We start from the raw sequence: 23890 nt of genomic DNA, 5'->3' as shown, positions 1-23890 counted from the left end.
TGTTGTAATCACCTTGGTCTTAACAGTGTTCTGCTGTGGATTTAGTAAATGCGCAAATTCATAGTATTTCGGTTTTTATTAAAAGAGCCGCCACTGCGCGGGGCAGGGCGGCTCTGATCGTTCTGGTGCGGGAAGGGCGCTCATTTCGGGCCGATCATATCCGCAGGCTGCACCACTTCGTCAAACCGTTCGGCAGTAACAAAGCCAAGCTTCACGGCCTCTTCCTTCAGTGTGGTGCGGTTTTTGTGGGCTGTCTTGGCCACTTTGGTCGCGTTGTCATACCCGATTTCAGGGGCCAGCGCAGTGACCAGCATCAGGCTTTCCCACATCAGGTTTGAAATCCGCTCTTCGTCGGCTTCGATCCCGTCCACGCAATTGTCAGTAAAGGCCACCGACGCATCGCCCAAAAGTTGCATGGATTGCAACACGTTATAAGCCATCATCGGCTTGTAGACGTTCAGCTCAAAATGGCCCTGCGAACCGGCAAAACCAACCGCCGCGTCATTCCCGAACACATGGGCGCAAACCTGTGTCAGCGCTTCGCATTGGGTCGGGTTCACTTTGCCAGGCATGATGCTGGAGCCGGGCTCATTCTCGGGCAACATCAGTTCGCCCAGTCCACAACGCGGGCCAGAGCCGAGCAAGCGGATGTCATTGGCAATCTTGAACAGGGACGCCGCAACAACCTTCAGCGCACCAGACATTTCCACATGGGCGTCATGGGCGGCGAGCGCCTCAAACTTATTCGGAGCGGTGACAAAGGGCAGGCCGGTGATGTCAGCCATATTCTTGGCAACCATTTCACCCCAGCCCTTGGGCGTGTTCAAACCTGTGCCAACAGCCGTGCCGCCTTGGGCCAGCGGATAGATGTTTTCCAGCGCGTGTTTCACCCGCTTGATGCCTTGTTCGACCTGATAGGCATAGCCACCAAATTCCTGACCCAGTGTCAGCGGAGTCGCGTCCTGCGTGTGGGTGCGACCGATCTTGATGATGTCCTTGAAGGCCTCGGCTTTGGCAGCCAGTGCCGCGTGCAGCTTTTCCAGACCGGGGATCAGCACGTCATGGGCGGTCATCGCCGCCGAAATATGCATCGCTGTCGGGAAAGTGTCGTTTGAAGACTGCCCCATGTTGCAGTGATCGTTGGGGTGAACAGGTGTTTTGCTGCCCAGTTCACCGCCCAGCATTTCGATCGCGCGGTTGGAAACAACTTCGTTCGCGTTCATGTTGGACTGGGTGCCCGAACCTGTCTGCCAAACCACCAGCGGGAAGTGATCGTCCAGCTTGCCCTCTACCACTTCACCAGCGGCTGCGATCATCGCATCGGCCAGTTCGGCGGGAATTTTGCCCAGTTCCTTATTCGCCTGCGCACAGGCTTGTTTGATCACACCAAGGGCGCGAACCACGGCAACCGGTTGTTTTTCCCAGCCAATCGGGAAGTTTTTCAGGCTGCGCTGGGTTTGTGCGCCCCAATATTTGTCGGAAGGAACTTCCAACGGGCCAAAACTGTCGGTTTCTGTGCGGGTGTCGCTCATGTTGGGCTCCTGTGTGAAAAAGTTGGCTTCCATATACTGGGCGGGATGGCCCTTGCCAACGTCCAAAAGTCATTCCACTGTAGTGCAATGGACAGCTATTTTGATCTGGGCGCCCACAGCCGCGCCATTGCCACCCCGTCAGAACAGGCCCAACGCTGGTTTGATCGCGGGCTGAACTGGACCTTCGGGTTTAACCACAACGAGGCCATCGCCTGTTTTCAGAGGGCGCTGGAGTATGATCCTGCCTGTGTCATGGCCCATTGGGGCATCTGCTACGCCATCGGGCCCAACTATAACTATACGTGGCCGGATTACCCTTTCAGTGAGAAACAGAAAGCGGTGGCGCTGTTTAACCAGCACTACGCGGCGGCCTTGGCGGGGGTGGAACAGGCCTCGCCCGAAGAACAGGCACTGGTGCGCGCATTGGCAGCCCGCAATGTGGAGCAGGCCGAGATTGAAGATTTCCAACCCTATACAGAATCTTACGCACAAGCGATGCGCGAGGTTTACCAGCAGTTTCCCACCGATCTCGATATTTGCGCTCTGACGGCCGAGGCGCTGATGGGCCGCACGCCTTGGATGCTTTGGGATTTGAAGTCAGGCGCGCCTGCCCAAAACGCAAGCACGGCAGAAGCGATGACCCTGATGGAAACCGCCTTCGCCAATGATCCGGTGGCGATGATCCATCCGGGGCTGCTGCATATGTATATCCACCTCATGGAAATGTCGCCCCATCCTGAAAAGGCGCTTAAGGCGGGGGATGCGCTGACAGGACTGGTGCCTGATGCGGGGCATTTGCAGCATATGGCGACCCATATTGATGTGCTTTGCGGAGAATACAGCAACGTGGTTTTGCGAAACCGGCGGGCGTGGCAGGCGGATCAAAAGTATCTGGCAGAACACGGTCCCTTTACGTTTTACACCACCTATATGTGCCACAACCTGCATTTTCAGCTTTATGGTGCGATGTTCCTTGGCCAGATCGGACCTGCACTGGAGGCAGCGGATCACCTTGAAACCTTGCTGACACCCGAGGTGATTGAACCTGCGGCGGATTGGATTGAAAGCTATTTCCCAATGCGCCTGCACGCGTTGATCCGGTTTGGGCAGTGGGACGCGATCAAAGCCTACACGCCGCCCGAAGATGCAGAACTTTTTGCCTTCACCCACGCGTTGACAGCCTATGCCAAGGCAGTGGCTTGTGCGGCCAGCGGGGATGTCGCTGGCGCTGAACACCACCGCGCCGCCTTTTATCCGGCCAAAGCCGCAGTGCCAGAAACGCGGGTGCTGTTTAACAACTTGTGCTCGGATATTCTAAACATCGGAACGGAAATGCTGGAAGGGGAACTGGCCTATCGCAAAGGGGAGTACGACACGGCCTTTGCGCACCTGCGCCGCTCGGTCGAGCTGGATGATAATCTACCCTATGAAGAGCCATGGGGCTGGATGCAACCAAGCCGCCACGCGCTTGGGGCGCTGCTGTTGGAACAGGGCAGGGTGGAAGAGGCCGAAGCGGTATACCGCGCCGATCTGGGACTCGATGGCAAGCTTTCACGAGCCTGTCAAAATCCCGATAACGTCTGGGCGCTACACGGGTTGCATGAATGCCTGATGAAAACCGGACAAGCGGCAGAGGCGCATCTGATCAAGCAGCGGCTCGACATTGCCAACGCCCGCGCCGACCAGCCGATCCGCGCTTCCTGCTTTTGCCGGTTGGAGCACTAGGACCAGCGCAGAGAAAAGGGGCCTCACGGCCCCTTTGGAAATATCAGTACCGGCGCCTGTTAGGCGAAATTACTGTTTGCGGAAACTGTCGAGCGACACGATTTCTGCTTCGCCTTTGGGCGGCTCTTCTGTGTCGTCTTCATCTTCGTCAATGACGATCATCGGGCTTTCTGGCACATCGTCGAAATCGTCGTCTTCGTCATCCTCGTGGGTTTCAAAGCGCAGTCCGAATTCCACCGACGGATCCACAAAGGTACGAATGGCGTCAAACGGAATAACCAGCGGTTCTGGTTGGTCGCCAAAATTCAACGTCACAGCAAACCGATCTTCGCTGACCACGAGATTGTCAAACCAGTGCTGCATGACCACGGTCATATCCTCGGGATAGCGTTCCCGCAGCCAATCCGCGATATCCACGCCTGGATGGTTGGTGTCGAATGTGATGAAGAAATGGTGTTCGCCGGGAAGATGCCCCGCTTTGGAAATGTCGATCAACAACTCTCGCATCAGCCCCCGCATGGCGCGGTGCATCAACTGGCCGTAAGGAATGGTATCTGTCATGTGGTCTGCCAAGCGGTTTTAGGGTCTTTCCCTTACAATAGCTGGTTCAGCCACTATGGAAAGTGCAACTTGGCGAAGAATTGCGTTAGCGCCCGAAAAAACACGACTGTGGCAGCAAAGGGCAATTGGAAACGACAATGAGGGGGAGAAAGTGCAGGCTTCTGTTGCCAGGTGCCTGCGGACCTGTGCGGTTTGCGTAGCAAAACGTCAAAGCCGGGATAGGCGGGGCCGTGCCGGACGCTGCTGGGATACCAAACTGAGATGAAAGTGCAGGCTTCTGTTGCCAGGTGCCTGCGGACCCCGCCTAGGCTGCAAAGCCTAGGACTAAGTTTTCAGTATTCCGCACTGCTTACGCAGCGAGGGCAACTGGAGCTCTGTTGTCATTTGCAACTAGCTTAAATGTACCGATAACGGTGGTAACTCACCGAGTAAAAGCTAACATCTTTAGACGTCCGTCGATCCTGTTTCGACCCCGTACCCCCTGCAAAGACAGGTGTTTTGGTGGAGTCGCCGGGTACCGCCCCCGGGTCCGATCCGTTTATTACATGCGCGTTTATCACCATAGTCCCGCAAGCGGAACATGACTGATATAGGCGCAGCCTGCGGGTCTTTCAAGGGGGTTCAGGTTTCGGCTCGCTCAGGGGGTCGCGGTTTTGGTGTTCCTCCAGCCAGTCCAGAAAACCGGCGGCACTGTCGGCGAGTGCGTCTTCAAAAGCCCCGTGACGTTCAACCAATGCGCGGCCAAGCGGGGTCAGCCTGCTGCCTGCACTGCTGCCGCCCCGTTCGGTAATTAACAAAGGGCTGTCAAACATGCGCTGGGTCGTTTCGATCAAAAACAGTGCGCGGCGATAGCCGAGCCCCATGTCCTTGGCGGCAGCACTGATCGAGCCTGTGTCCCCAATGCGGCGCAGCAATTCGATTTTACCGGCGCCAATCATGTCATTGCGTACCAGAACTTTCGCCCGCAACTGAGGTGTTTGTGCGATCCGTTCTGCGCGGCGGTTGTTTTTCTTTGTGCTCATTGGTCTTCAGGCTTGCGTGTGACGGGGGCAGGGGCTACCGATTGTGCAATGTGCTAAAATTAGCACATTGGATTCTTCAGCGGAGGCGCTCCATGCGTATTTTCAAATTCCTTGGCAGTCTTGCGGTGTTTGCTGTTGCTGGCAACCTCGTTCTGGCCGATCCGGCGCGGGTTCTGGTGCAATCCACCACTTCGACAGAAAATTCCGGCCTCTATGCCTATCTCCTCCCTCTGTTTGAGGCCGAAACCGGTCTGCGCGTAGACGTTGTTTCGGTTGGAACCGGTCAGGCGATCAACAACGCGCGGAACGGGGATGCGGATGTGTTGCTGGTTCATGCCAAAGCTGCAGAGGAGGCTTTCGTAGCCGATGGTTACGGAGTGGAGCGGTTCGATTTGATGTATAATGATTTTGTGCTGGTGGGGCCAAAGACCGACCCTGACGGGCTGCGGGTGGTCGAAACCTTGCCGGATCTGCTGGGAAAGATTGCCGTCAGTGGCACGCCGTTCTTTTCCCGTGGCGATGACAGCGGCACCCACAAGAAAGAGCGCAGTCTCTGGGCTGATGCCGGTGTAGATGTTGAAAGCGCTGATGGCCAATGGTACCGCGAAACCGGTGCGGGCATGGGCGCGACCCTAAGGATTGCTGTGGAATCCGAGGGTTACACCCTGACCGACCGCGCCACATGGATCGCCTTTGCCGGAAAGGACCAGCACGACATTCTGTTCGCCGGAGACGCTGCGCTGTTCAATCAATATGGCATCATCGCCGTCAATCCCGAACGCCATCCCCATGTGAACGCACAAGGGGCGCAGATGTTTCTTCACTGGATGCTTTCGGAAGCGGGCCAATCGCTGATAGCGGCTTACACGCGGGACGGGCAGCAGTTGTTCTTCCCTAATGGTGCGGGGAACGCGGGGACGCATTGAGCCTGTGAAGCGTGGGTATTGAGTATTTTTGGAACATTGAAGGCGGATTTATCCGTCTTCTTTTGTGTCCGACCCTTGGGCGACTTGCTTGGTGACTTCGCGGATCAGCTTTCTGCGGATCTTTTCGGGGTAGTCGAAAAAGCCGAAGGCTGGCAGGACGAAAGCATTTGGACCAGCGATCACGTTTTTGCGGTAATATTCCGTAAGCTGGGCGGTTTCGCCTTCGATGGATAGCCCGTTTATGACATAGCCCGCTGCGGCAAGGATTTCCTTGATTTCTTCAGGGGGCGCGCCTTCGTTTGAAGTGCCATCGCCGGACACGTCGATTACGCGGCGGGCGCAATCTGCAACAGGGCCGAACCGGTTTGCGGTGAAGATAAGCGCTTCTCCGATGCCGGTTGAAAAGTTGCGCCACTGGCGGGGGACACGTTCAACGGATTTGGCAAGACGTTCGACATCCTCGGGCGTCATAAGGCGCTGCCAATCCACCACTACTGTTTGGCGTGAACTGCCAGACCATAGAACCACCATCACTGCGGCCTCTTCGGCAAGAAGGGCATCCGCAACCAATCCGTCCCGCAAGGCAGCGGCGAGCCCGCCCATCTGCAGATCGTACTCTCGATCATCAACCGAGCCGGATACATCCACCGCCAATGCCAGCGCAATGCCGCAGGCCTGTGCCATCGGAGCAGCCAGCCACGTCACGGCAGCGAGCGATAAGGCGTAGAAGTGGTGGCGGGCTGTTTCCATCAGCGCCCCTCTTAAGTTCGGGGCCAGTTTAGCCTGCATTGTGCTTTGCGGCAAACCCGTCGGATTAAAAGGTGGACTTAAAGCCGATGTTCATCCGCAGATCCTTGGTGGAATAGATCGGAATGGTGGAATTTGTTCTGCTCGCGCTGAGGTTCAGTGTCGGGGCAAAGCCATAGTAATTCACCTTCGGAAACAAAAGCGAAACCGCTGCGCGGGCCCGCTCATCCACCCGTTGGACGCCCCCTATGTTCAGGCGGGGGTAATCCGTGCGCTCTGCTGAAAGGGAGAAGGTCGGCACCACATCAATAGGCAGGGGCGGCGGAGTATAAGTGACCTGTCCCCCCGCAACGCGGCTTTCCACCAGATTAGAACGTGAGGACGTATCGCGCAGGTAAATGCCATAGCCCACACGAGCGCGGTTTTTGAACCGGTGCTGCATTTCCAAGTTCAAGCTGGCGATATTGGCGGAAGAAATGGCTGCATCAAGACGGTTCTGACGTTCCAGTTGCAGCGTGCCGCGCAGCCTCGCGGTTTTTGAGAAGTGGTAATCCTGCCCCGCACTGGCGCGTAAATAATTGGACAGGGGGCTGCCGCCATACCAGCTCCGCCCAAGCGCGAGATCAAAGCGTGAAGCACCAAAGCCCGGCGTTTGGCCGCTGTCAGGATAAAGCGTTACACCGGCCTGAACCTCCACCGCGCCATAAGCGAAATCTGAGCCGGTTTTACCAGAACCGAGTGCTTTGGAATCGCTGGACAACCTATAGGTGGTGCCTGTCGCACTGAACCCGAGCCGCAGCAAAGTGGTGTCATTCAGCGCCTTGTTATAACGTGTGTGAACCCCAAGCCGGAACCCAGTCCCAGAATGGGGTTGGCCAGAAGCAGGCACGCGGAAAGGCAGCCCACCGATCACCAGCGCGTCATTGGTGGAGCCGTTGTTGATATTGGAGGAGGGGAATACCGAAAACGATAGAGCAGTAGAAAGTGGTTTGCTGCGGCGCACAAAGTTGAAATCCCGCCGTGCCAACCGCCGCGCCTTAGCATCCGGCGCATTTTGTGCAGCACGACGCAACCAGAACTGTGCGCGCAGCTTGGCCCCGTCCGCAAAATAGCTTTTGGCCACCAGATGGGCGGCGTTAAACCGGTGTTCGGACGTCTGTGCAAGCGCCCATGCCTTCAGCGCAGCGCCCTTGGCGGCTTTGGGCTGTTGCAGGCTGCGCAGAGCCTCACCGCGCAACAGGTTTGCCTCAAAACTGTCGGGATCACGCTTGTTCAACGCATCAGCGATTTGCAGGGTGATGTGGGGCCGGTTATTTTGGAGAGAGCGCCACGCAAAAGCGCGAGCCTCCTCGGGGGACATGGACAGGGGGGCGGCAAAACCGACAGAAACGGCCAACCCGAGGCTGACCGTTCCAAGTGTCACAAGTCTGGTAAGTAAACGCCGCATCCCCGCGCGGTCCCTTATGATCAGCGTTCGACGGCAGTAAACACACCCAGTTCACGGGTGGAGTCCCGTTCCAGAATCAAATAGCCGGCCGTTTCATCGGCGTTGTCACCGCCAAGAATGCCGGAATACGTGCCATCCGAGGTGACGTCTTCGTTTGTTTGAGAGGCGGTGCCGTTGAAAACGCCTGAGGCGCGGTCGATCGAGGTGTTGGCCAGCGTAATATCCGTTCCCGCGCCCACACCCAGTTCATCCTCGGTCACGCGGCGTTTGGTGATTATGCCGCGAATGGTGTCATCAGAGAAATCTGCCGCCAACTCTGCATCGCCGACGATCACGTCCATACCGCCGCTTTCCTCGCTCGTGCGGGTGCCAAGGTATTCACCTTCGTAAAAGGCGCGTTGGTTTTCGGTGGGCAGGGTAGTGGTGCCAGTGCGGGAATACGCGGCACCGCTATAACCGTGATCTTTGTATTCGCCGCTGTTCACCACAATTACAGAAACCGCACCGCTGTCGGTTTCGCGGGTGTAAGCGGTGTAATCGTCAAAGCCACGTTCACTGGAATAAGCGCGATAGGCGCTTTCATCGCGGCTGGCTGTGCGGTCGAGGCGGCTTTCAAAAACTTCATCATCGAAGGGAATGTCTTCTACAATGATCTGATCTGCATCGCTGTCATATTCCAGACGCGTTGCCTGATTGTCGCCTTCCAGCAGGATCTGGGCCGGTCCGGTATCCACGACAACTTCTTCCTCGGTGCCACCGTCGGTGCCGCCGGTTGTGTCACCTGTTTCATCGGACGCGCTGTCGGTTGAGCCACCACATGCGGATAAGAACACAGCCACGGACGCTGCTGCTGCCAATGAGAATCTCATTTTCAATTCCTGCTTTTTTTTGTTTTTGAACTGCCTCGTTGTCCCCACTAACCGGAAAGCTGCGGATTCTGTCAATCTTTTCAAACTCTCACACGGCGAACCTGTTGCAAAACTATCGCGTGCTGTGGCTTTGGAAAAATCCTCCAATTCCGCCAGATATCGTATTTATTGAACGGACTCTTCTAGATATAGTGGCCAGCGAGTCAGGAACACAGGAACACACCAGATGCCACTTACCCCCGAACAGCAGGCCGAAATCAGCGAACAACGGGCGCAATCCGCGCCGACCCGCCGTGTGGTTGCACCGGGAATGGAGCAGCACCTCTATACCGCGCAGCCGGTTCTGGACCACGGATTTGTGCGGGTGATCGACTATATGGGCGACGATGCGGCGATCACGCAGGCGGCCCGTGTGTCTTATGGCAAGGGCACAAAAGCGGTGCAGAATGACGAAGGTCTGATCCGCTATCTGATGCGGCACTGGCATTCCACCCCGTTTGAAATGTGCGAGATCAAGCTGCACGTCAAACTGCCTGTTTTCGTGGCCCGCCAGTGGATTCGCCACCGGACCGCCAATGTGAACGAATATTCCGCGCGGTATTCGATTCTCGACCGTGAGTTTTACATTCCGGCAGAAGAACATCTCGCCAAGCAGAGCGTGATTAACAATCAGGGGCGCGGCGATACGCTGGTCGGGGAAGATGCGCAGCGTGTGCTGGAAATGCTCAAGGCGGACAGCGCGCGGGCCTATGACAATTACGCCACGATGATAGACGAGGGCGAGGACGGCAACGGCATTGCGCTCGCCCGTGAACTGGCGCGGATGAACCTTCCGGCCAATATTTATACCCAGTGGTATTGGAAGGTGGACCTGCACAACCTGTTCCACTTCCTGCGTCTGCGGGCTGATTCCCACGCCCAGTACGAAATCCGCGTCTACGCCGAAGAAATCTGCCGCCTCGTGGCCGATTGGGTGCCCTACGCTTACAAAGCGTTCGAGGATTACCGCCTCGGCGGCGCACAACTGTCCCAGCCCGCGGTAGAAGCCCTGCGAAAGATGTTAAAAGGCGAAAAGGTCGAAGCCGCAGACGTCGGCATGAGCGCACGAGAATGGCGCGAGTTTATGGATATTGTCAGCTGATCGGTTTCTACAGCGAGACTGTTGCGCGAGGCCGGTTTGCTTGGCGGCATGGTTAATAAGGCTTCCGAAGGAAAGTTCGGGAGCATTATGCTTTGTAGGTCGGCTTGGAGGGAAGAAGTGAAATTTAGCTATTTAGTTAGCTCACCGTAGACAGGAACTACAGGCCAATGATCTAGACCGCTACTAGGCTCATATTCGAAGAGAAGAAAAACAGAGTGGATGCTTGGGAATTTATTGATGGTCCCACCTTCTATCCACTTCCGCGCTTCGGTCGAATTTAGCCAAGGCTCGGCCGCGTGAATAAGTAGCACATCGATTTCAACTTCAGCTTTTCTGTACTTCTTTTCTTTCTTTGAGATCACGTCATGCAACTTCGCAAGTAATCTTTCTTCCGACCATTGCATATCCGAAAATAATTGGCCCGCGAATGGCGTTTCGCCCTTTGCGGCCCTTATTTTGTGTTCTTGTTCGACGAGTTGTACGAGCTCAACAGCGAACTCTTGATCTTTGATCGCAACGGAAAAATCGGGTGGATCATTCGGGTTGGGCTGTGGCTCATCCATCTCAATGCCAAATTCCGCTTTCATCGAATTGCGCCATTCTCCAATAGTGAACTTTTCCACCACGCGCTGTGCATCGTTGTCGTCGGAATTGAAAATTCCGGCATAGCCATGTCCCTTGTTGAAAAGCCCAATCCAACACTCCAGATCATCGTCATTGTCGTCTTCAGCCATGAATAACCCTACGCCACATTCGATCGATTGAATTTACGATTTCAGGAAATCACGGAAAGAGCAGCGCTGTCAAATTCGACTTAAAACTCGAAATTCGCTTGGTTCTACCAAGTTCCGGACTGGGGCAGGGCGCCTGTGTTATGCGTAACCTGCATGACCGAACTGCATTAATCTACACTTGTTCCCACGCTATTGCGGACCGATAGTCATACCATGATGACCTTCGGTTCCATTTCCCTGCGCTATCTTCGCGTGCTCTCCCTGTTGATTTTGGCTTTTGCACTGGCGGGGAGCTTTGGCGCGGGTACCGGATGGGACGACGCGGCCCGCGCGACCCTGATAGAGCGGTTGGACACGTCGGAGCGCAATACTACGCAGGGCAGCAGACAGGCTGTGTTGGCGCTGGCGGGCGATGACGTGCAGGGCGGGGATGATCCCCTGTCAGACATGGTCGCGTTGTCAGGTTTTACCCCTTCGCATCCTGCCCGTCTTTCAAAATCAATCAGCAATACAGCATTGCGGGGCGCGCGCCTCTACCTGCAAGCCCCAATCCGCGCGCCACCTCCGTCCGTGTAATCGCCCCTTTATGGGGATCGCAGCCGGACACTTTGGCGTCCGGCGCAACCTGATCACACAGTTGAAAGAAAACACATGAAAGACAACAGTCGGGCGCATATCCTCGCGTCCTGGATTCTGAGCATCGTGGTGATGGCTCTACTGGTCGGGCTCGGCCAGCTGGCACTGGATTTGCTTTAAGCGCAGTGCACTACAAACCGGCGGTGGCTGCATCTTGCCGCCACCACCTAGGGTGCGATCATCCATTGACCGTCAGGCCAAAAGGCGTGAAACGCGAAGGCGAACATCACATCGTGCACAACATCGCGGCCCTGCGCATCGCGTACGCGGATCGTTCCGACGTCTTTGCCACGGGCGATTTCCCCTGTATCCAAAGCCGAGGCTTGGCCCGCTTCCCAACTGATGCGCACACCGGCCTCGCTAACGCCTCCTGCTTTGCGAACACGGGCTACGGGCCATGCTTTATCCCCAACCCTGACAACTCGGGCCACAGGGGAAATGCCATGGGGCGGCATTTCTCCGTTGTAAAGAAACGGACGGGAAGAACTGTCGTATCCTTGATAGGGATTGCGCCCATAGGGACGCCGACCATCGGGTTGCTTCATAACCAGACCTTCACGACCATTGCGCGCCTTGAACTGGCTCCAGCTTTCCATCCAGCTCGGTAGCATTTTCAGTTCAGCCCCTGTCAGATCCCCAACAATTGCCTTGCCGACGGCCTGTTGCCACCAGCTTTCGGTCTCGCGGTCGAACATCACCATATCCGATTTGCGCAATTTTCCCGATACCCCGAAGGTAAGAACGCCGTGCTTTGTCCGCCGGTCAAAGGTCACGCCGGAATTGCACAATGGGCAGAATGTTACGGCTATAGGAATACCGCCAATCGCATCGTTTACAATTTCGTGCCAGATCAGATAGCGGATCGGATAGGCGCGTTCGGACTGGCCGTCCATCGCAACTGTCAGCACTGGCTCATTAGGTTTCAGGGTGTTTTCGGCAGAGGATTTGTAAAACTCCGGCGCATCCACGGCAGGGATACCATCCCTTGGCGGACCACCGGATTGGATTTCCCCCCAGCTTTCGATGTTTGTCCTGCTAAAGTCCGTTCCGGGCCATTCCCGTTTCCAGTTAGCAGGCTCGGACAAGGCCGGCGCAGCCACCAGCACAGCGGCGACAAACAGTGGTATCAATCGGTGCATCTCTCTACTCCCCATAGATTACGCGATAGCAGACAGAATGCCCGCGCAATGCTGATCTGCATAGATCAGCCACGGCATTGTGAAATCGCGGCATCGAAGGTTGCGGGCGCGAACCAGAGGATAACTCTGGAAGATTGTCCGAAATGACCGGCGAAAGGAGCCGATATTTTCTCAATTTTATACTTGCAGCCCGAAAGCTGTGGCGCTAAATACAGCCTCAGTTGGGACGTGGCCTAGTGGTAGGGCAACGCTTTTTGGTAGCGCAGATCGTAGGTTCGAATCCTACCGTCCCAGCCAACTTCCAAAGTTAGACAAGTTCGCGCATCTTTGCTGGTATATGCAAATTGTTGACAACTTTAGAACACCGGACAGCGTCCTATCTTTTCAAAGTCTTGAGGGATTTCATTCCCTGCACTTCGCTTCGGTAAGGCCCTGCAATCGCTTTGGGCCACCAACGGTTAATCAGCCATAGCGTTCTGTTCATGGACGGGGGATTGTGCCCGTTTTTCTTATCGTCATATTGGTCGAAAGTTATACTTTTGAAGTTTTGCCGACGGACGGCCCGCTGAAGGGGCAGCACATGTGAATTGTAGTGCAGAGAATCATGGGAATTCACAACCACTTGGGTCCTGCACTTGTCGTAATAACGCCAAAGAGACCCGCTAATCGACAATCGCTCGTGGTCTGCATGCTGAAGGGTTTTGGGATCTTCGAGATAAGTCTTCAAGAACGCATCGCGCATGTGGGGTTGATACCGGAGCACATTGGTCTGGGGATTGATCACAAGGGTGCTGTCAACATGATTGCGTACTGTAGCCATAAGGGATGCAAAGCCGCCACCAGAACTGCCAAAGGCGCAAACTTCCCCGTCAGACAGACTGCGGGCAAGGCGCAACGGAACGGAAATTATTTCGTCAAAGTCCGGACCGTTGTTCGTTCCGGTATACCAGGCAAGTTGTAGAGAGCCGGTGCTTTTTATTAAAGGGTCGTGGGCGATAACGACGGAATGAGAAAACCGTTCCACCCATTTCCAGCGCTGGAAAATTGGGGACATTGGAATCAACTTGCCGCTTACAGCGCCGCAGAAAAATATGAAAACCCTGGAGGGGTCTTCTCCTTTCCATATGTATTGCCCTTCCACCAAGCCTGCTGTGCCAGTTGGGATCTCTTGAACTGTGCTGTAAACTTTGGTCTCATGCGGGCTCGTGGCCGCTTGGGTGGTCTCGGACATAGTATCGGGGTTCTCTCTGGAAATCAGACTGCGTTGCAACCTATCCCAGAGTTTATGGGTGCTCAACAGCCTGAATCGAACGATTCGCAGGTTTCTAGTAGGTCGCAAGAGACTGGGCACGATCGAACGTCGGTTAGATCAGCGATGTGATGAATAAGTTGGCTGGGACGGTAGGATTCGAACCTACGATCTGCGCTACCAAAAAGCGTTGCCCTACCACTAGGCCACGTCCCAACTGGGGCGCTGTTTAACCTTAACCTTGTCGGTCTGCAAAGGGTAAATTGCGAAAAAGCACCACTTGTTTTGCGCGGGCCTGCTGGATAAGGCAGGGCATGGAAAAATTTGACGTTTGTATCGTAGGGGCGGGCGCAGCGGGGCTGATGTGCGCGATTGAATCGGGTCGCCGCGGGCGGTCAGTTGTTTTGCTTGATCACAGCAAGGCTCCGGCAGAGAAAATCCGTATTTCCGGCGGGGGGCGCTGTAATTTTACCAATCTGGACATCCGGCCCGAGCGGTTTTTGTCGAACAATCCTCATTTCGCGAAATCGGCGCTCAGCCGTTACACCCAGTACGATTTCATCGACAAGGTCGCCAGTCACAACATTCCCTACCACGAAAAAACGCTCGGCCAGTTGTTCTGCGACGTCTCCGCCAAAGACATAATCGCTATGCTACTGGAGGAGGCGCGTGAAGCTGGGGTTGTGTTGCGCCTGAACACCTCGGTTGAGGAGGTTTCTAAAGACGAAGGCTTTACGCTGAAGACGACGGGGGGCGCAATCGCTGTGGAATCGCTGGTGATTGCCACGGGCGGGAAATCGATTCCGAAGATGGGCGCGACGGGCTGGGGCTATCAGATTGCCCGCCAGTTCGACCTGCCATTGGTGGAAACCCGACCCGGCCTTGTGCCGCTGACTTTTGCAGAGCAAGAGTTGCAGCAGACCAAACCGCTCGCAGGCGTTTCGGTGCAAGCACGGGTAAGCACGCCGCAGATTGGCTTTGACGAAGGGCTGCTGTTTACCCATCGCGGGCTGTCCGGACCCTCCATTTTGCAAATCTCGTCTTACTGGCGGGAGGGGGAGGGTATTTTTGTCGACCTCGCCGCTGGGTCCAACACCTTTGAGACGCTTCGGTCTGCGCGTAGCCAGAAGGGGCGTGTTTCGCTGGGCAAAGCGCTAGCGCAGATCGTGCCTTCGCGACTGGCGGAACAGGTTCTTGGCGATGTGCCGTTGAAAGGGAATTTAGCGGATCAAAGCGATGCGAGCCTGCAACTTTTGCACGACCGCGTTCACCGTTGGGCGGTGAAACCCGTCGGATCGGAAGGTTATCGCACGGCGGAGGTGACGCTGGGCGGGGTAGATACGGCTGCGTTGGATGCAAAAACGATGGCGGTGCGGAAAATTCCAAACCTGTTTTTTATTGGCGAGGTGGTGGACGTGACCGGTTGGCTTGGCGGGTACAATTTCCAATGGGCGTGGTCGTCAGGTTGGGCGGCGGGGCAGGTGGCCTAGGGCGCTATTCCTCAGGGGCCTGACGGGTTAACAAATCATTGTCCTGTCGGGCATCCCGTTCCTCGTTCACGATGTCATCCAGTGCTTCATCCGCGCTGACATCTTTCAAATCTACCTGTTCCGGCGTCTTGCCAGTCGCCGGTTTGGATTTTCCCACAGATGGCGTTTCCGGTGCCGGTGCAGAACCGCCCGCGTATTGTGAAACGAGCCGGTATGTCGGCTCTGGCATCTCGACCCCCGCATCCTCCAGCGCGGTTTTGATCACTTCGATCGCCTCTCCCCGTGCAAGAACGAGCGAGCTGTCCTGTTGGTTAACCCATCCGGCACAGCGCAACGTGATGGTGCTGTCGCCCAATCCTTCGACCCAAACTCCCGGTGCAGGGGCGTCGATCACAAAGGGCAGGTTCTTCAGCGCGGTGAGTGCAATCTGGCGGGCCTGCGTCAGGTCGGTGTCTCCGGCCACGCCAAAATCAATCACGAACCGGCGCTCTGCATTGCGCGAATAATTGACGATCCGGCTTTTGAAGACGGTGGAATTGGGGATGCGTATGTGGTTGCCATCAAAGGATAAAAGGATCGTGGCGCGGCTGGTCAGGCGGATCACCATACCCTCATCCCCGTTAATCTCGATGCTGTCATTGGGGCGAAACGGCTGGCGGATCGACAACATGATCGAGGCGATGAAATTTTCTACCGTGTCACGCACCGCAAAGCCGATGGCCAGACCGATGATCCCTGCCGCGCCCAGAATTGTCGACAACAGCGCGGTTGCGTTCAATATGTCGAGCGCCACCACCAGACCAGCAATTACGAACACCAGCCGGATGATCTGGCGATAGATATCCGCGATGAACATATTCGGGGCGAGCCGATCCCACGGCTGTTTCATCCGCGCCAAAAGAATGCCAAGCGCGGCAACGATGACAAAAGCCGCCAGCGCGACCAGCAACAGAGGCAGATAGGCGATGCTGCGTTGCATCCTGTCGCTGAAACGCTCCATCAAAGGATCGAGCCGTTCTATCAGATCGGTGCTTTCAATCACGCGGTTTTCCACCGCTACGACCCCTTCAACGCGGCTGACCAGTTCTTCAACGGCAAGAACGGAGGCCGCATCAAGCGTGGTGCCGCGCAGCAATACGATTCCGTTGCTGACGCTGACCGTGACCTTGGAGTAAACATCAAGCTCCTCCAGAATATCGCGGATGCGGGTCGCAATGGCGGCATCGGTCGCAGCATTGTCTTCCACCGCGATTTGCCCCGCGGGTTGATCACTTTCGGCGGTCTGTGACGTAGCCGGCGCAGCAAAGATCATCGCAATCAGGAATGGAAGCAGCAGGACATTACGCATCGGGAGTCTCTTTAATCCAATATGTTTAAGAAAACCTTGCATATCACGGCGAAAAGTCAAACAGGCGAATGAAAAAGGCCGCCGGAATGAACGGGCGGCCTTCAAAGCTATGGTATCGGTGATCAGATCGTTTGGTCGTAATCGCCAACCGCTGGTTCCGTGCGGATCACTGCGTCCAGATCGGCAAAGATCGCGCGCATTTCCGCATCACTTTCGGGGCTTTCGCAGACCACCACCAGATTCGGAGTGTTAGAAGAGGCCCGGACCAGCCCCCAAGCCCCATTTTCCAGCATTACACGGGCACCATTTACGGTGACAACATTGGTAATCTTGCGGCCACCAAGGCTGCCTCCGTCATCTGCAAGCGCGACCAGTTTTTGCACCAGCCGTTCCAGAACATCGTATTTTTCCGTGTCAGAACAATAGGGTGACATGGTTGGTGTGGCATAGGTCACAGGCAGCGCGCGGCGCAGGTCGGCCATAGACATATCGGGATTACGGTCCAGCAATTTGCACATTTCCACCGCTACACGCATGCCGCAGTCATACCCGCGACCAATCGGTTCTGCGAGGAAGTAGTGACCGGATTTTTCAAAGCCCGCCAGCGCGCCGAGTTCCTTAACCCGCCGTTTCATGTGGCTGTGGCCGGTCTTCCAGTAATCCGCCTTCGCGCCGTGCTTTTTCAGCTCCGGATCGCTGGCGAACAGGCCGGTGGATTTCACATCCGCCACAAAGGTTGATCCGGGGTAGAGCTTGGACAGATCGCGGGCCATGATAACGCCCACTTTATCGGCGAAGATTTCCTCGCCCTCATTGTCCACGACACCGCAACGATCACCGTCGCCGTCGAAGCCAAGGGCCAGATCCGCGCCGCTTTCCTTAACCGAAGCTGCCATATCGTGCAGCATTTCCATCGCTTCGGGGTTCGGATTGTAATGGGGGAAATTGTAATCCAGTTGATTGTGAGAGGGGACAACCTCTACGCCGATCCGTTCCAGAATCATCGGGGCAAAGGCGCTGGCGGTGCCATTGCCAGTCGCGCAGACAACCCGCAGCTTGCGGGACATTTTGAAATCGCCGCACAAATCGTCGATGTAGGCTTCGCGCACGCCGTCAACAAATTCATAAGACCCACCCTCGCGGGCCACTTGTTCACCGTTCAGAACGATTTCGCGCAGGCGTCCCATTTCGTCGGGTCCGTGGGTGAGGGGGCGTTCAAACCCCATTTTCACGCCGGTCCAACCGTTCGGATTGTGGCTGGCAGTGACCATCGCCACGGCGGGTGCATCCAGATGGAACTGGCTGAAATAGGCCATTGGCGACAGCGCAGGACCGATGTCGCGCACGCGGATACCGGCGCGCATCAGGCCCAGCATCAATGCGTTTTTGATCGTTAGGGAATAATCGCGATAGTCGTTTCCAACGGCGATAACCGGTTCAATTCCAGCTTCATACATCTGGGTGCCAAGACCCATCCCAAGCGCAGTAATGCCGGGCAGGTTGATGTCGTCGGGGTATTTCCAGCGGGCGTCATATTCGCGAAAACCCGTTGGGGTGATCATCGGGTCGCGCAGGAATTCCCACGTGTTCTGGGCCACTGTTGCCGCAGGTTTCGTCATGGAAAAGGCTCCAATATTACTGAGAGATTAAAGTCGGAAAGGATCGGATTTGGCAAGCCGGTCAAAAGCCATAAGGCTTTCCAGCAGCGCGCCCATCCGGTCAAGCGGGATCATATTCGGCCCATCAGAAGGGGCGCTGTCGGGGTCTTCGTGGGTTTCGATGAACACGCCGGCAATTCCGGTGCTGACCGCGCAGCGCGCCATCAGCGGTGCAAATTCGCGCTGTCCGCCGGTGGAGCCGCCCTGACCGCCCGGTTGTTGGACGGAATGGGTTGCGTCCATGATAACCGGATGTCCTGTGGCTGCCATTTGGGGCAGGCCGCGCATGTCCGCGACAAGGGTGTTATAGCCAAACGATGTGCCCCGCTCACACGCCATGACCCGTTTATTGCCAGTGCTGCTGACTTTTTCGAGCACATTTGGCATTTCCCAAGGGCTGAGGAACTGGCCCTTTTTCACGTTGATCGCCGCGCCCGTATTGCCTGCAGCCAGCAACAGATCGGTCTGGCGGCACAGGAAGGCGGGGATTTGCAGCACGTCCACCACTTCGGCCACAGGGGCACACTGGTCGGGCAAATGCACATCGGTGATCACTGGACAGCCGACTTTTGATTTCACGTCAGCCATCACCTGCAAACCCGCTTCGATCCCAAGCCCGCGTTTTCCGCTGAGCGAGGTGCGGTTGGCCTTGTCAAAAGACCCTTTGAAGATGAAACCGGCACCAGCGGCGGCGCAGGCTTGTGCCATTTCCGTCGCGATCATCAGCGCGTGTTCGCTGCTTTCCAACTGGCAGGGGCCAGCGATCACCACCAAAGGCTGATCGTTGCCGACCGCCACATTTCCGATGTCAAAACTTTGCATTTATGTCGTTACCTGTTCTCTTAGGATGCTGACAGTCAGGGACAGCATCAGATAAATTCCGGCAAACACGATGAGAGCCAGAAGGGTGTTTTCAAAGGCACGGGGGTAGGTGGCCTTATCCGGCGTCACCGGAGACACCCCGCGCGAGATGTAGCGGGTCTGGCGGCTTGCCTCAACCCGCGCGCTTTCAAGGTTTTGCAAGGCGGCGGCCACGAGTTGCTGGCGCACGACCAATTTGCTTTGGGCCTTGTTCAGTTCGGCGTTGATGTCCACCAAGGATTCGTTGTTGCCGACCCCCTGAGAGACTTCATTGCGCTTTTCATCCACTTTGCCCTGTAAAAGTGTGATTTCATCCTCAAGAACGCGCACTTTTGTGACATTGGGGCGGGTGTTGGCTGTCAGGCGGGCCAGTTCCAACTGTTTGGCGGTAAGCTGGCTTTCCAGTTCTCCGATCTGGCTCATGATCAGGGCGTTTTCACCAGCCGTATCAAGGGTTGCAGTCTGGCGTTGCAGGCGCGCGACCTCGTCATAGGCGGCCTCCATCTTGGCCTCCGCCTCTTCGTAGATCTCCCGCGCGCCGGTCATCTGGTCGCCGCGCAGTCGGGCGGTCAACTGGTCGACCTGTTCCTCGGCATAACCAATCAGCGCCTGTGAAATTGCTTTGGACGCTTCAGGGGAGGGGGCAACCACCTCCATTTTAATGACGCCTTCTGTGGGATCAAAGCCGATGATCACCCGTTTCTTATACACTTTGTAAGCGTCTTCATTCGTTGCGTCTGCTTCAAGCCGTTGCAGCACGTCGATGCTTTCGGCCTGAAACAGCTGGCGGAAACCGGGATCTTCATCAAGACGCAGCATGGCATCGCGCGAGGTCAGATAACCCTGAACGGTGATGCTGTCTGTAACCGTTTCCAGCGGGGAGCCGGAGAACAGACCCGACGCCCCGGTCACACCGGGCGCATCTGCGCTTTGGATGACAAATTCGGTGTAAGTGGCGTACATCGGTGTCGCCACTTTATAAAAGTAATATCCGGCCAGAAGCGTTGGCAGAAAAACATAGCAGGCGAGTTTGATGAACAGGATGCCCAGCCGTTTGCGGCGGCGTTTCACCAGATCGCGCTGGATTTTGCGCACTTCCTGTTCGCGGCTGTCGTCGTCGATCACTTGGGGTTTGTGATCTGATACCGGCGTTTTGCGCACGGTGGCAGGCAGCGCTACGCCCGGTCCGGGTTCATCTGCGCCTTCAACAGGGGTCAGCACATTGGCCATGTCCTGACGCCCGAAGGGATCAACCCCCTGACGGCGCAGCAGGCGCACCGCGTCCAGATCCGAAGTCGGGGACAGGTTGTTCCGCTGGGCCAGACGCCGTGCAATGCGCAACTGACGCCCTGTCAGGTTTTCTTTCTTGATCTGTTCGATTTCTTCACGGGCTGTCAACTCTCGGGCTCCGGCCGCGTTCATCACTTGCTGGTTGCCTTGCCGGTTAAAATCGGCGTCATCCGAGGACATGTGATGACGCTCCGCATCGGCCTGACGCTGCTGACGCATCTGGATCTGTTGTTGGGGTGCCGTGCTGTCCGCCCCTTCGCCAGAGGTGCTTGCAGGATCATTGCCGTTTGGCTGGCTGCCGCCGCGCAAAATCCGAAAGTTCTTTGGGCTATTGGGCATAGTTGTAAACCTGTTTTGCCTCTTCCAAGGAGTCATACATCGTCAGTCGTCCATTGCGCAGCACTGCCGCGCTTTGGCAGAATTTTTCCAGAATATCCGTTTGGTGCGATACAATCACGACTGTGGCCTTTTGCAAGCGTTCCCGCAGTACCGAACCGGCCTTGCGGTTGAACTCTGCATCGGTGGAAGACGGCATGCCTTCGTCAATCAAGTAGATATCAAATTCCAGCGCCAGCAACAACGCCATCATAAAGCGCGCGCGCATCCCTTTGGAATACGTCGCGATCGGCATCTCAAAGTATTCTTCCAAGCCGCAGATATAGCGGCAGAAACTTTCGATGTAATCCGGATCCAACCCGTAAAGCCGCGCGATGTAGCGGGAATTTTCCACCGCGTTCAGCTTGGGCAGCACGCCGCCCATGTACCCCAGCGGGAAGGAAATCCGCGAAGAGCGCAGGATTTCGCCTTCATCAGGCTTTTCCAGACCGGACATCATATTGATCAGCGTGGTTTTACCGGTGCCATTGGGCGCAAGAATGCCAACAGAACCGCCAAGGTTAATGCGGAAAGACGCCTGATCCAGAATGACCTTGCGCTGCGTGCCCGTCCAGAAGGACTTGCTGACATTTCTAAACTCAATCATCCGGGGACGCCCCTGGCTACCTCAATCGAACCACGTTTAACACGCTTCTTCAGGCTTTTTTGTGACCGGAGCACATGTGCCCGCCGTCCTGTAACCCGTTTAAGGCAATATGCCTGTTACTGTTGTGGGAATGCAATAAAATATGGTTAATTATTTCAAGATAGGCGGCGGATCGTTGCCGAAACACTGACTATGGCGTCAGGTTCCACGCCAAATGTCAGGGGTTTGCCAGAGGTGTTGTTTCCAAAGGTGGGGCGTGCAGCGCAGGAGAGGTGCGCTAAAATAGCCTATCGCACAGTTCCGATTGCGGTTTTCCTAGGGTCTCCCTGTTGATATAACCGCCCGAAGAATTACAGCTGGGGAGACTGAACACTGATGCGAACAATTTTGTCTGCTTTGGCGCTGTTCGGCCTGTGGCTGCTGATGTCAGGGGTCTACAAAACCCTGATCATAGGGCTTGGCGCTGCTTCCGCAATTTTTGCCGTCTATATGGTGCGTCGGATGGACCGCGTTGATCAGGATCACCTGAAGGTTCCTTTGAAACCGTTCCGTTTTATCACCTATGCGGTCTGGCTCGTCTGGGAGGTTGTGAAATCCAACGTCACTTTGACGAAGCTGATTCTCGCGCCGGATCTGAACTTGCGTCAGCATATTTTCCGCGTGCCAAACACGCAGAAATCCGAACTGGCTGAAGTAATCTTTGCCAATTCCATCACCCTGACACCCGGCACGATCACGGTAGAAACCGAAGGCGATGCATTCTGGGTTCACGCCGTCAGCTTTGATGAAAGCGACCATGAGGCATTGGCGGATATGGACCGGCGGGTCACTTCATTTGAAACGGGGGCAGCATGATGTTTCTGGTGGCAGCCGTTGCGCTGTTTGTCACGATGGTCCTTATTCTGGTGCGCCTTTACGCAGGGCCAATCGTCTATGATAGGGTGCTTGCGGTAAATTCCTTTGGGACGGCGACTGTGCTGTTCATTGCTGTGCTCGGCTTTTTGACCGGCCGTCCGGACTTCCTCGACATTGCGCTGTTGTATGCGTTGATCAACTTCGTCGGCACCATCGCTGTGCTGAAGTTCTTCCGCTACCGTGCGCTCGGGGATATTCCGCAGATGCCAGCCCATCCGGGCGAGGAGCGTTAATCATGGATATACCTGCACTTATCGTTGAAATCCTGTCTTGGGCCAGCATTGTCGTCGGCAGTTTCCTGATGATCGTCAGCGGCATCGGCATGTTGCGCTTTCCTGATTTCTGGTCCCGCACCCATGCGGCCTCTGTCGGGGATAGTGGCGGGATGATCCTGCTGATCCTTGGCATGTGCTTGCAAAGCGGGCTGACGCTGATCACCGTGAAGCTGATTATTATGGGGATTTTCCTGATCATCACTGGTCCGACCGCCACCCATGCCGTTGCAAATGCGGCGTTGGTGACAGGCTGGCGTCCGAAAACAGCAGCGGATTTGGAGCCTGAAACAGGCGTACCCTATTCCGATCTGCCCGAACCGACGGTGCGTGGCCAATGACCGAGACTATCGTTAACTTTATTCTGTTTTCCATGCTGGTCATCACCGCATTTGCCATCGTGAGGCAGGACCGTCTGTTCACGATTGTCATGCTGGCAAGCGTATTTTCCCTGCTGACAGCCATGTTGTTCGTCGCATTGGACGCTGTGGACGTGGCCTTTACCGAGGCCGCTGTGGGTGCGGGGATTTCAACCGTTCTGATGCTTGGCACCATCGCGCTGACATCGCGGGGGGCCAAGCCCGCCTCGCGGCCCCAGACGCTGCCGCTGCTGGTGGTTCTGGTGACAGGGGCGGGGCTGGTTTACGGCACGCTCGACATGCCGAATTTTGGCGATCCGAATGCACCTGCAAACGTGCATTTGTCGCCCCACTACCTGACCAACTCTATCGAAGAAATCGACGTGCCCAACGTGGTGACAAGCATCCTCGCAAGCTATCGGGGCTTTGACACACTGGGCGAAACCGCCGTGGTTTTTGCTGCTGGTATTGGTGTTTTGATGATCCTGTCAGGCCTGCGCCACCGCCGCCGCAAGGACGAGGAAGAGGAAGAAGACGCATGAAAGAGCACCATCTGATCCTGCGTGTCGTGACCAAATCACTGGTCGGCACCATCATCCTTTTCGCCTTTTATGTGCAGTTCCACGGGGATTTTTCACCCGGTGGCGGCTTTCAGGCGGGTGTGATCATGGCTGTGGCCTTTATCCTCTACGGGATTGTGTTCGGCCTGCATGAAGTCCAGCGCGTCCTGCCTGCTTGGGTGGTTCACAAACTGGTAGCTCTCGGGGTGCTGGTCTATGCGGGCACGGGGATCTGGAACATGTTTTTGGGGTATGAATTCCTGCACTACGGCAGCTTCACGCCTGATCACATGTCCCACGGCCAGCACAGCGGTATTCTTTACGTCGAAGCCGGAGTTGGCATCACTGTGACCGGTGTCATGGTGGCAATTTATTACGCTTTTGCCGGACGCACGCCGCGTCTTGGCAATGATGACTGGTAGGGCGC

The 23890-nt window shown here is 56.0% G+C and carries 24 protein-coding genes, 2 tRNA genes and 1 other RNA gene; 11 read left to right on the top strand and 16 right to left on the bottom strand.

Annotated features, from left to right (window positions below):
* Nucleotides 1-140: 140 nt before the first annotated feature.
* Nucleotides 141-1532, bottom strand: coding sequence for a class II fumarate hydratase (gene fumC / locus IEX10_RS12290; RefSeq protein ID WP_188675626.1), 1392 nt, complete (start codon nucleotides 1530-1532; stop codon nucleotides 141-143).
* 87 nt (nucleotides 1533-1619) lie between these two features.
* Here fumC and IEX10_RS12285 point away from each other — a divergent pair, with 87 nt between their 5' ends.
* The gene (locus tag IEX10_RS12285) at nucleotides 1620-3257 is read left to right on the top strand and encodes a hypothetical protein (RefSeq protein ID WP_188675623.1); all 1638 of its coding nucleotides are present in this window, start codon (nucleotides 1620-1622) and stop codon (nucleotides 3255-3257) included.
* A gap of 69 nt (nucleotides 3258-3326) precedes the next feature.
* Here IEX10_RS12285 and IEX10_RS12280 read toward each other — a convergent pair whose 3' ends face one another.
* The 3 genes from IEX10_RS12280 to IEX10_RS12270 all read right to left on the bottom strand — a co-directional run bounded on the left by IEX10_RS12280 (nucleotide 3327) and on the right by IEX10_RS12270 (nucleotide 4840).
* Nucleotides 3327-3818: an SspB family protein gene (locus IEX10_RS12280; RefSeq protein WP_188675620.1), complete on the bottom strand. Its 492-nt coding sequence runs from the start codon at nucleotides 3816-3818 to the stop codon at nucleotides 3327-3329.
* Between the two features lie 266 nt (nucleotides 3819-4084).
* Nucleotides 4085-4437, bottom strand: a transfer-messenger RNA (tmRNA) gene (ssrA, locus tag IEX10_RS12275).
* Complete coding sequence (locus IEX10_RS12270) at nucleotides 4430-4840, bottom strand: winged helix-turn-helix domain-containing protein (RefSeq protein ID WP_188675617.1); 411 nt, start codon at nucleotides 4838-4840, stop codon at nucleotides 4430-4432. Before IEX10_RS12270 ends, ssrA begins: the two co-directional genes overlap by 8 nt.
* A 92-nt stretch (nucleotides 4841-4932) precedes the next feature.
* Between IEX10_RS12270 and IEX10_RS12265 the strand changes: the two genes are divergently transcribed.
* Nucleotides 4933-5766: an ABC transporter substrate-binding protein gene (locus IEX10_RS12265; protein WP_188675615.1), complete on the top strand. Its 834-nt coding sequence runs from the start codon at nucleotides 4933-4935 to the stop codon at nucleotides 5764-5766.
* 48 nt (nucleotides 5767-5814) lie between these two features.
* On the opposite strand, the gene IEX10_RS12260 is transcribed toward IEX10_RS12265, so the two are convergent.
* From IEX10_RS12260 to IEX10_RS12250, 3 genes are all read right to left on the bottom strand, one after another.
* On the bottom strand, nucleotides 5815-6516 hold the full coding sequence (locus IEX10_RS12260) for a DUF1194 domain-containing protein (protein WP_188675611.1): 702 nt from the start codon (nucleotides 6514-6516) through the stop codon (nucleotides 5815-5817).
* 64 nt (nucleotides 6517-6580) lie between these two features.
* Nucleotides 6581-7960 (bottom strand): surface lipoprotein assembly modifier, encoded by a 1380-nt coding sequence (locus tag IEX10_RS12255; protein ID WP_188675608.1) that lies wholly within the window; start codon nucleotides 7958-7960, stop codon nucleotides 6581-6583.
* A gap of 20 nt (nucleotides 7961-7980) precedes the next feature.
* Nucleotides 7981-8829 (bottom strand): transferrin-binding protein-like solute binding protein, encoded by an 849-nt coding sequence (locus IEX10_RS12250; protein WP_188675605.1) that lies wholly within the window; start codon nucleotides 8827-8829, stop codon nucleotides 7981-7983.
* Between the two features lie 226 nt (nucleotides 8830-9055).
* Between IEX10_RS12250 and thyX the strand changes: the two genes are divergently transcribed.
* Nucleotides 9056-9970 carry an FAD-dependent thymidylate synthase gene (gene thyX / locus IEX10_RS12245; RefSeq protein ID WP_069299667.1) on the top strand — a complete coding sequence of 305 codons (915 nt, stop codon included), beginning with the start codon at nucleotides 9056-9058 and terminating at the stop codon, nucleotides 9968-9970.
* Between the two features lie 128 nt (nucleotides 9971-10098).
* Here the strand turns inward: thyX and IEX10_RS12240 are convergent, their stop codons facing one another.
* Nucleotides 10099-10704 carry a hypothetical protein gene (locus IEX10_RS12240; protein WP_188675600.1) on the bottom strand — a complete coding sequence of 202 codons (606 nt, stop codon included), beginning with the start codon at nucleotides 10702-10704 and terminating at the stop codon, nucleotides 10099-10101.
* Between the two features lie 213 nt (nucleotides 10705-10917).
* On the opposite strand from IEX10_RS12240, the gene IEX10_RS12235 reads away from it, so the two are divergent.
* Nucleotides 10918-11280 carry a hypothetical protein gene (locus IEX10_RS12235; protein WP_188675597.1) on the top strand — a complete coding sequence of 121 codons (363 nt, stop codon included), beginning with the start codon at nucleotides 10918-10920 and terminating at the stop codon, nucleotides 11278-11280.
* Between the two features lie 227 nt (nucleotides 11281-11507).
* Here IEX10_RS12235 and IEX10_RS12230 read toward each other — a convergent pair whose 3' ends face one another.
* Nucleotides 11508-12479, bottom strand: a complete 972-nt coding sequence (locus IEX10_RS12230) for a DUF3179 domain-containing protein (RefSeq protein WP_188675594.1) — start codon at nucleotides 12477-12479, stop codon at nucleotides 11508-11510.
* 222 nt (nucleotides 12480-12701) lie between these two features.
* On the opposite strand from IEX10_RS12230, the gene IEX10_RS12225 reads away from it, so the two are divergent.
* A tRNA-Gln gene (locus tag IEX10_RS12225) sits at nucleotides 12702-12776 on the top strand.
* Between the two features lie 79 nt (nucleotides 12777-12855).
* On the opposite strand, the gene IEX10_RS12220 is transcribed toward IEX10_RS12225, so the two are convergent.
* The gene (locus IEX10_RS12220) at nucleotides 12856-13710 is read right to left on the bottom strand and encodes a hypothetical protein (RefSeq protein WP_188675590.1); all 855 of its coding nucleotides are present in this window, start codon (nucleotides 13708-13710) and stop codon (nucleotides 12856-12858) included.
* 159 nt (nucleotides 13711-13869) lie between these two features.
* A tRNA-Gln gene (locus IEX10_RS12215) sits at nucleotides 13870-13944 on the bottom strand.
* A 98-nt stretch (nucleotides 13945-14042) separates the two neighbouring features.
* Here IEX10_RS12215 and IEX10_RS12210 point away from each other — a divergent pair.
* Nucleotides 14043-15218, top strand: coding sequence for a BaiN/RdsA family NAD(P)/FAD-dependent oxidoreductase (locus IEX10_RS12210; protein WP_188675589.1), 1176 nt, complete (start codon nucleotides 14043-14045; stop codon nucleotides 15216-15218).
* 4 nt (nucleotides 15219-15222) lie between these two features.
* On the opposite strand, the gene IEX10_RS12205 is transcribed toward IEX10_RS12210, so the two are convergent.
* From IEX10_RS12205 to IEX10_RS12185, 5 genes are all read right to left on the bottom strand, one after another.
* Nucleotides 15223-16566, bottom strand: coding sequence for a mechanosensitive ion channel family protein (locus IEX10_RS12205; protein ID WP_188675586.1), 1344 nt, complete (start codon nucleotides 16564-16566; stop codon nucleotides 15223-15225).
* Nucleotides 16567-16688: 122 nt separating this feature from the next.
* On the bottom strand, nucleotides 16689-18185 hold the full coding sequence (locus IEX10_RS12200) for a phosphomannomutase/phosphoglucomutase (RefSeq protein ID WP_188675583.1): 1497 nt from the start codon (nucleotides 18183-18185) through the stop codon (nucleotides 16689-16691).
* 27 nt (nucleotides 18186-18212) lie between these two features.
* Nucleotides 18213-19046: a 3-deoxy-8-phosphooctulonate synthase gene (kdsA, locus tag IEX10_RS12195; protein ID WP_188675580.1), complete on the bottom strand. Its 834-nt coding sequence runs from the start codon at nucleotides 19044-19046 to the stop codon at nucleotides 18213-18215.
* The gene (locus IEX10_RS12190) at nucleotides 19047-20714 is read right to left on the bottom strand and encodes a KpsE/RkpR family capsule polysaccharide export protein (protein ID WP_188675576.1); all 1668 of its coding nucleotides are present in this window, start codon (nucleotides 20712-20714) and stop codon (nucleotides 19047-19049) included.
* Nucleotides 20704-21357 carry an ABC transporter ATP-binding protein gene (locus tag IEX10_RS12185; protein ID WP_188675573.1) on the bottom strand — a complete coding sequence of 218 codons (654 nt, stop codon included), beginning with the start codon at nucleotides 21355-21357 and terminating at the stop codon, nucleotides 20704-20706. The genes IEX10_RS12190 and IEX10_RS12185 overlap by 11 nt, the downstream gene beginning before the upstream one ends.
* Before the next feature lie 375 nt (nucleotides 21358-21732).
* Here IEX10_RS12185 and IEX10_RS12180 point away from each other — a divergent pair, with 375 nt between their 5' ends.
* Genes IEX10_RS12180 through IEX10_RS12160 form a run of 5 tightly spaced genes read left to right on the top strand, consistent with a single transcriptional unit; the run spans nucleotide 21733 to nucleotide 23885 of the window.
* The gene (locus tag IEX10_RS12180) at nucleotides 21733-22212 is read left to right on the top strand and encodes a Na+/H+ antiporter subunit E (RefSeq protein ID WP_229678535.1); all 480 of its coding nucleotides are present in this window, start codon (nucleotides 21733-21735) and stop codon (nucleotides 22210-22212) included.
* Complete coding sequence (locus tag IEX10_RS12175; protein ID WP_229678534.1) at nucleotides 22209-22505, top strand: MrpF/PhaF family protein; 297 nt, start codon at nucleotides 22209-22211, stop codon at nucleotides 22503-22505. Before IEX10_RS12180 ends, IEX10_RS12175 begins: the two co-directional genes overlap by 4 nt.
* 2 nt (nucleotides 22506-22507) lie before the next feature.
* Nucleotides 22508-22885: a monovalent cation/H(+) antiporter subunit G gene (mnhG, locus tag IEX10_RS12170; RefSeq protein ID WP_188675570.1), complete on the top strand. Its 378-nt coding sequence runs from the start codon at nucleotides 22508-22510 to the stop codon at nucleotides 22883-22885.
* Nucleotides 22882-23445 carry a DUF4040 domain-containing protein gene (locus IEX10_RS12165; protein ID WP_188675567.1) on the top strand — a complete coding sequence of 188 codons (564 nt, stop codon included), beginning with the start codon at nucleotides 22882-22884 and terminating at the stop codon, nucleotides 23443-23445. Before mnhG ends, IEX10_RS12165 begins: the two co-directional genes overlap by 4 nt.
* Complete coding sequence (locus tag IEX10_RS12160) at nucleotides 23442-23885, top strand: Na(+)/H(+) antiporter subunit B (protein WP_101655036.1); 444 nt, start codon at nucleotides 23442-23444, stop codon at nucleotides 23883-23885. The genes IEX10_RS12165 and IEX10_RS12160 overlap by 4 nt, the downstream gene beginning before the upstream one ends.
* Nucleotides 23886-23890 lie beyond the last annotated feature (5 nt).

The organism is Neptunicoccus cionae, assembly GCF_014643735.1.
Classification (GTDB): Bacteria; Pseudomonadota; Alphaproteobacteria; order Rhodobacterales; family Rhodobacteraceae; genus Amylibacter; species Amylibacter cionae.
This window is presented reverse-complemented; position numbering and strand designations above follow the sequence as displayed.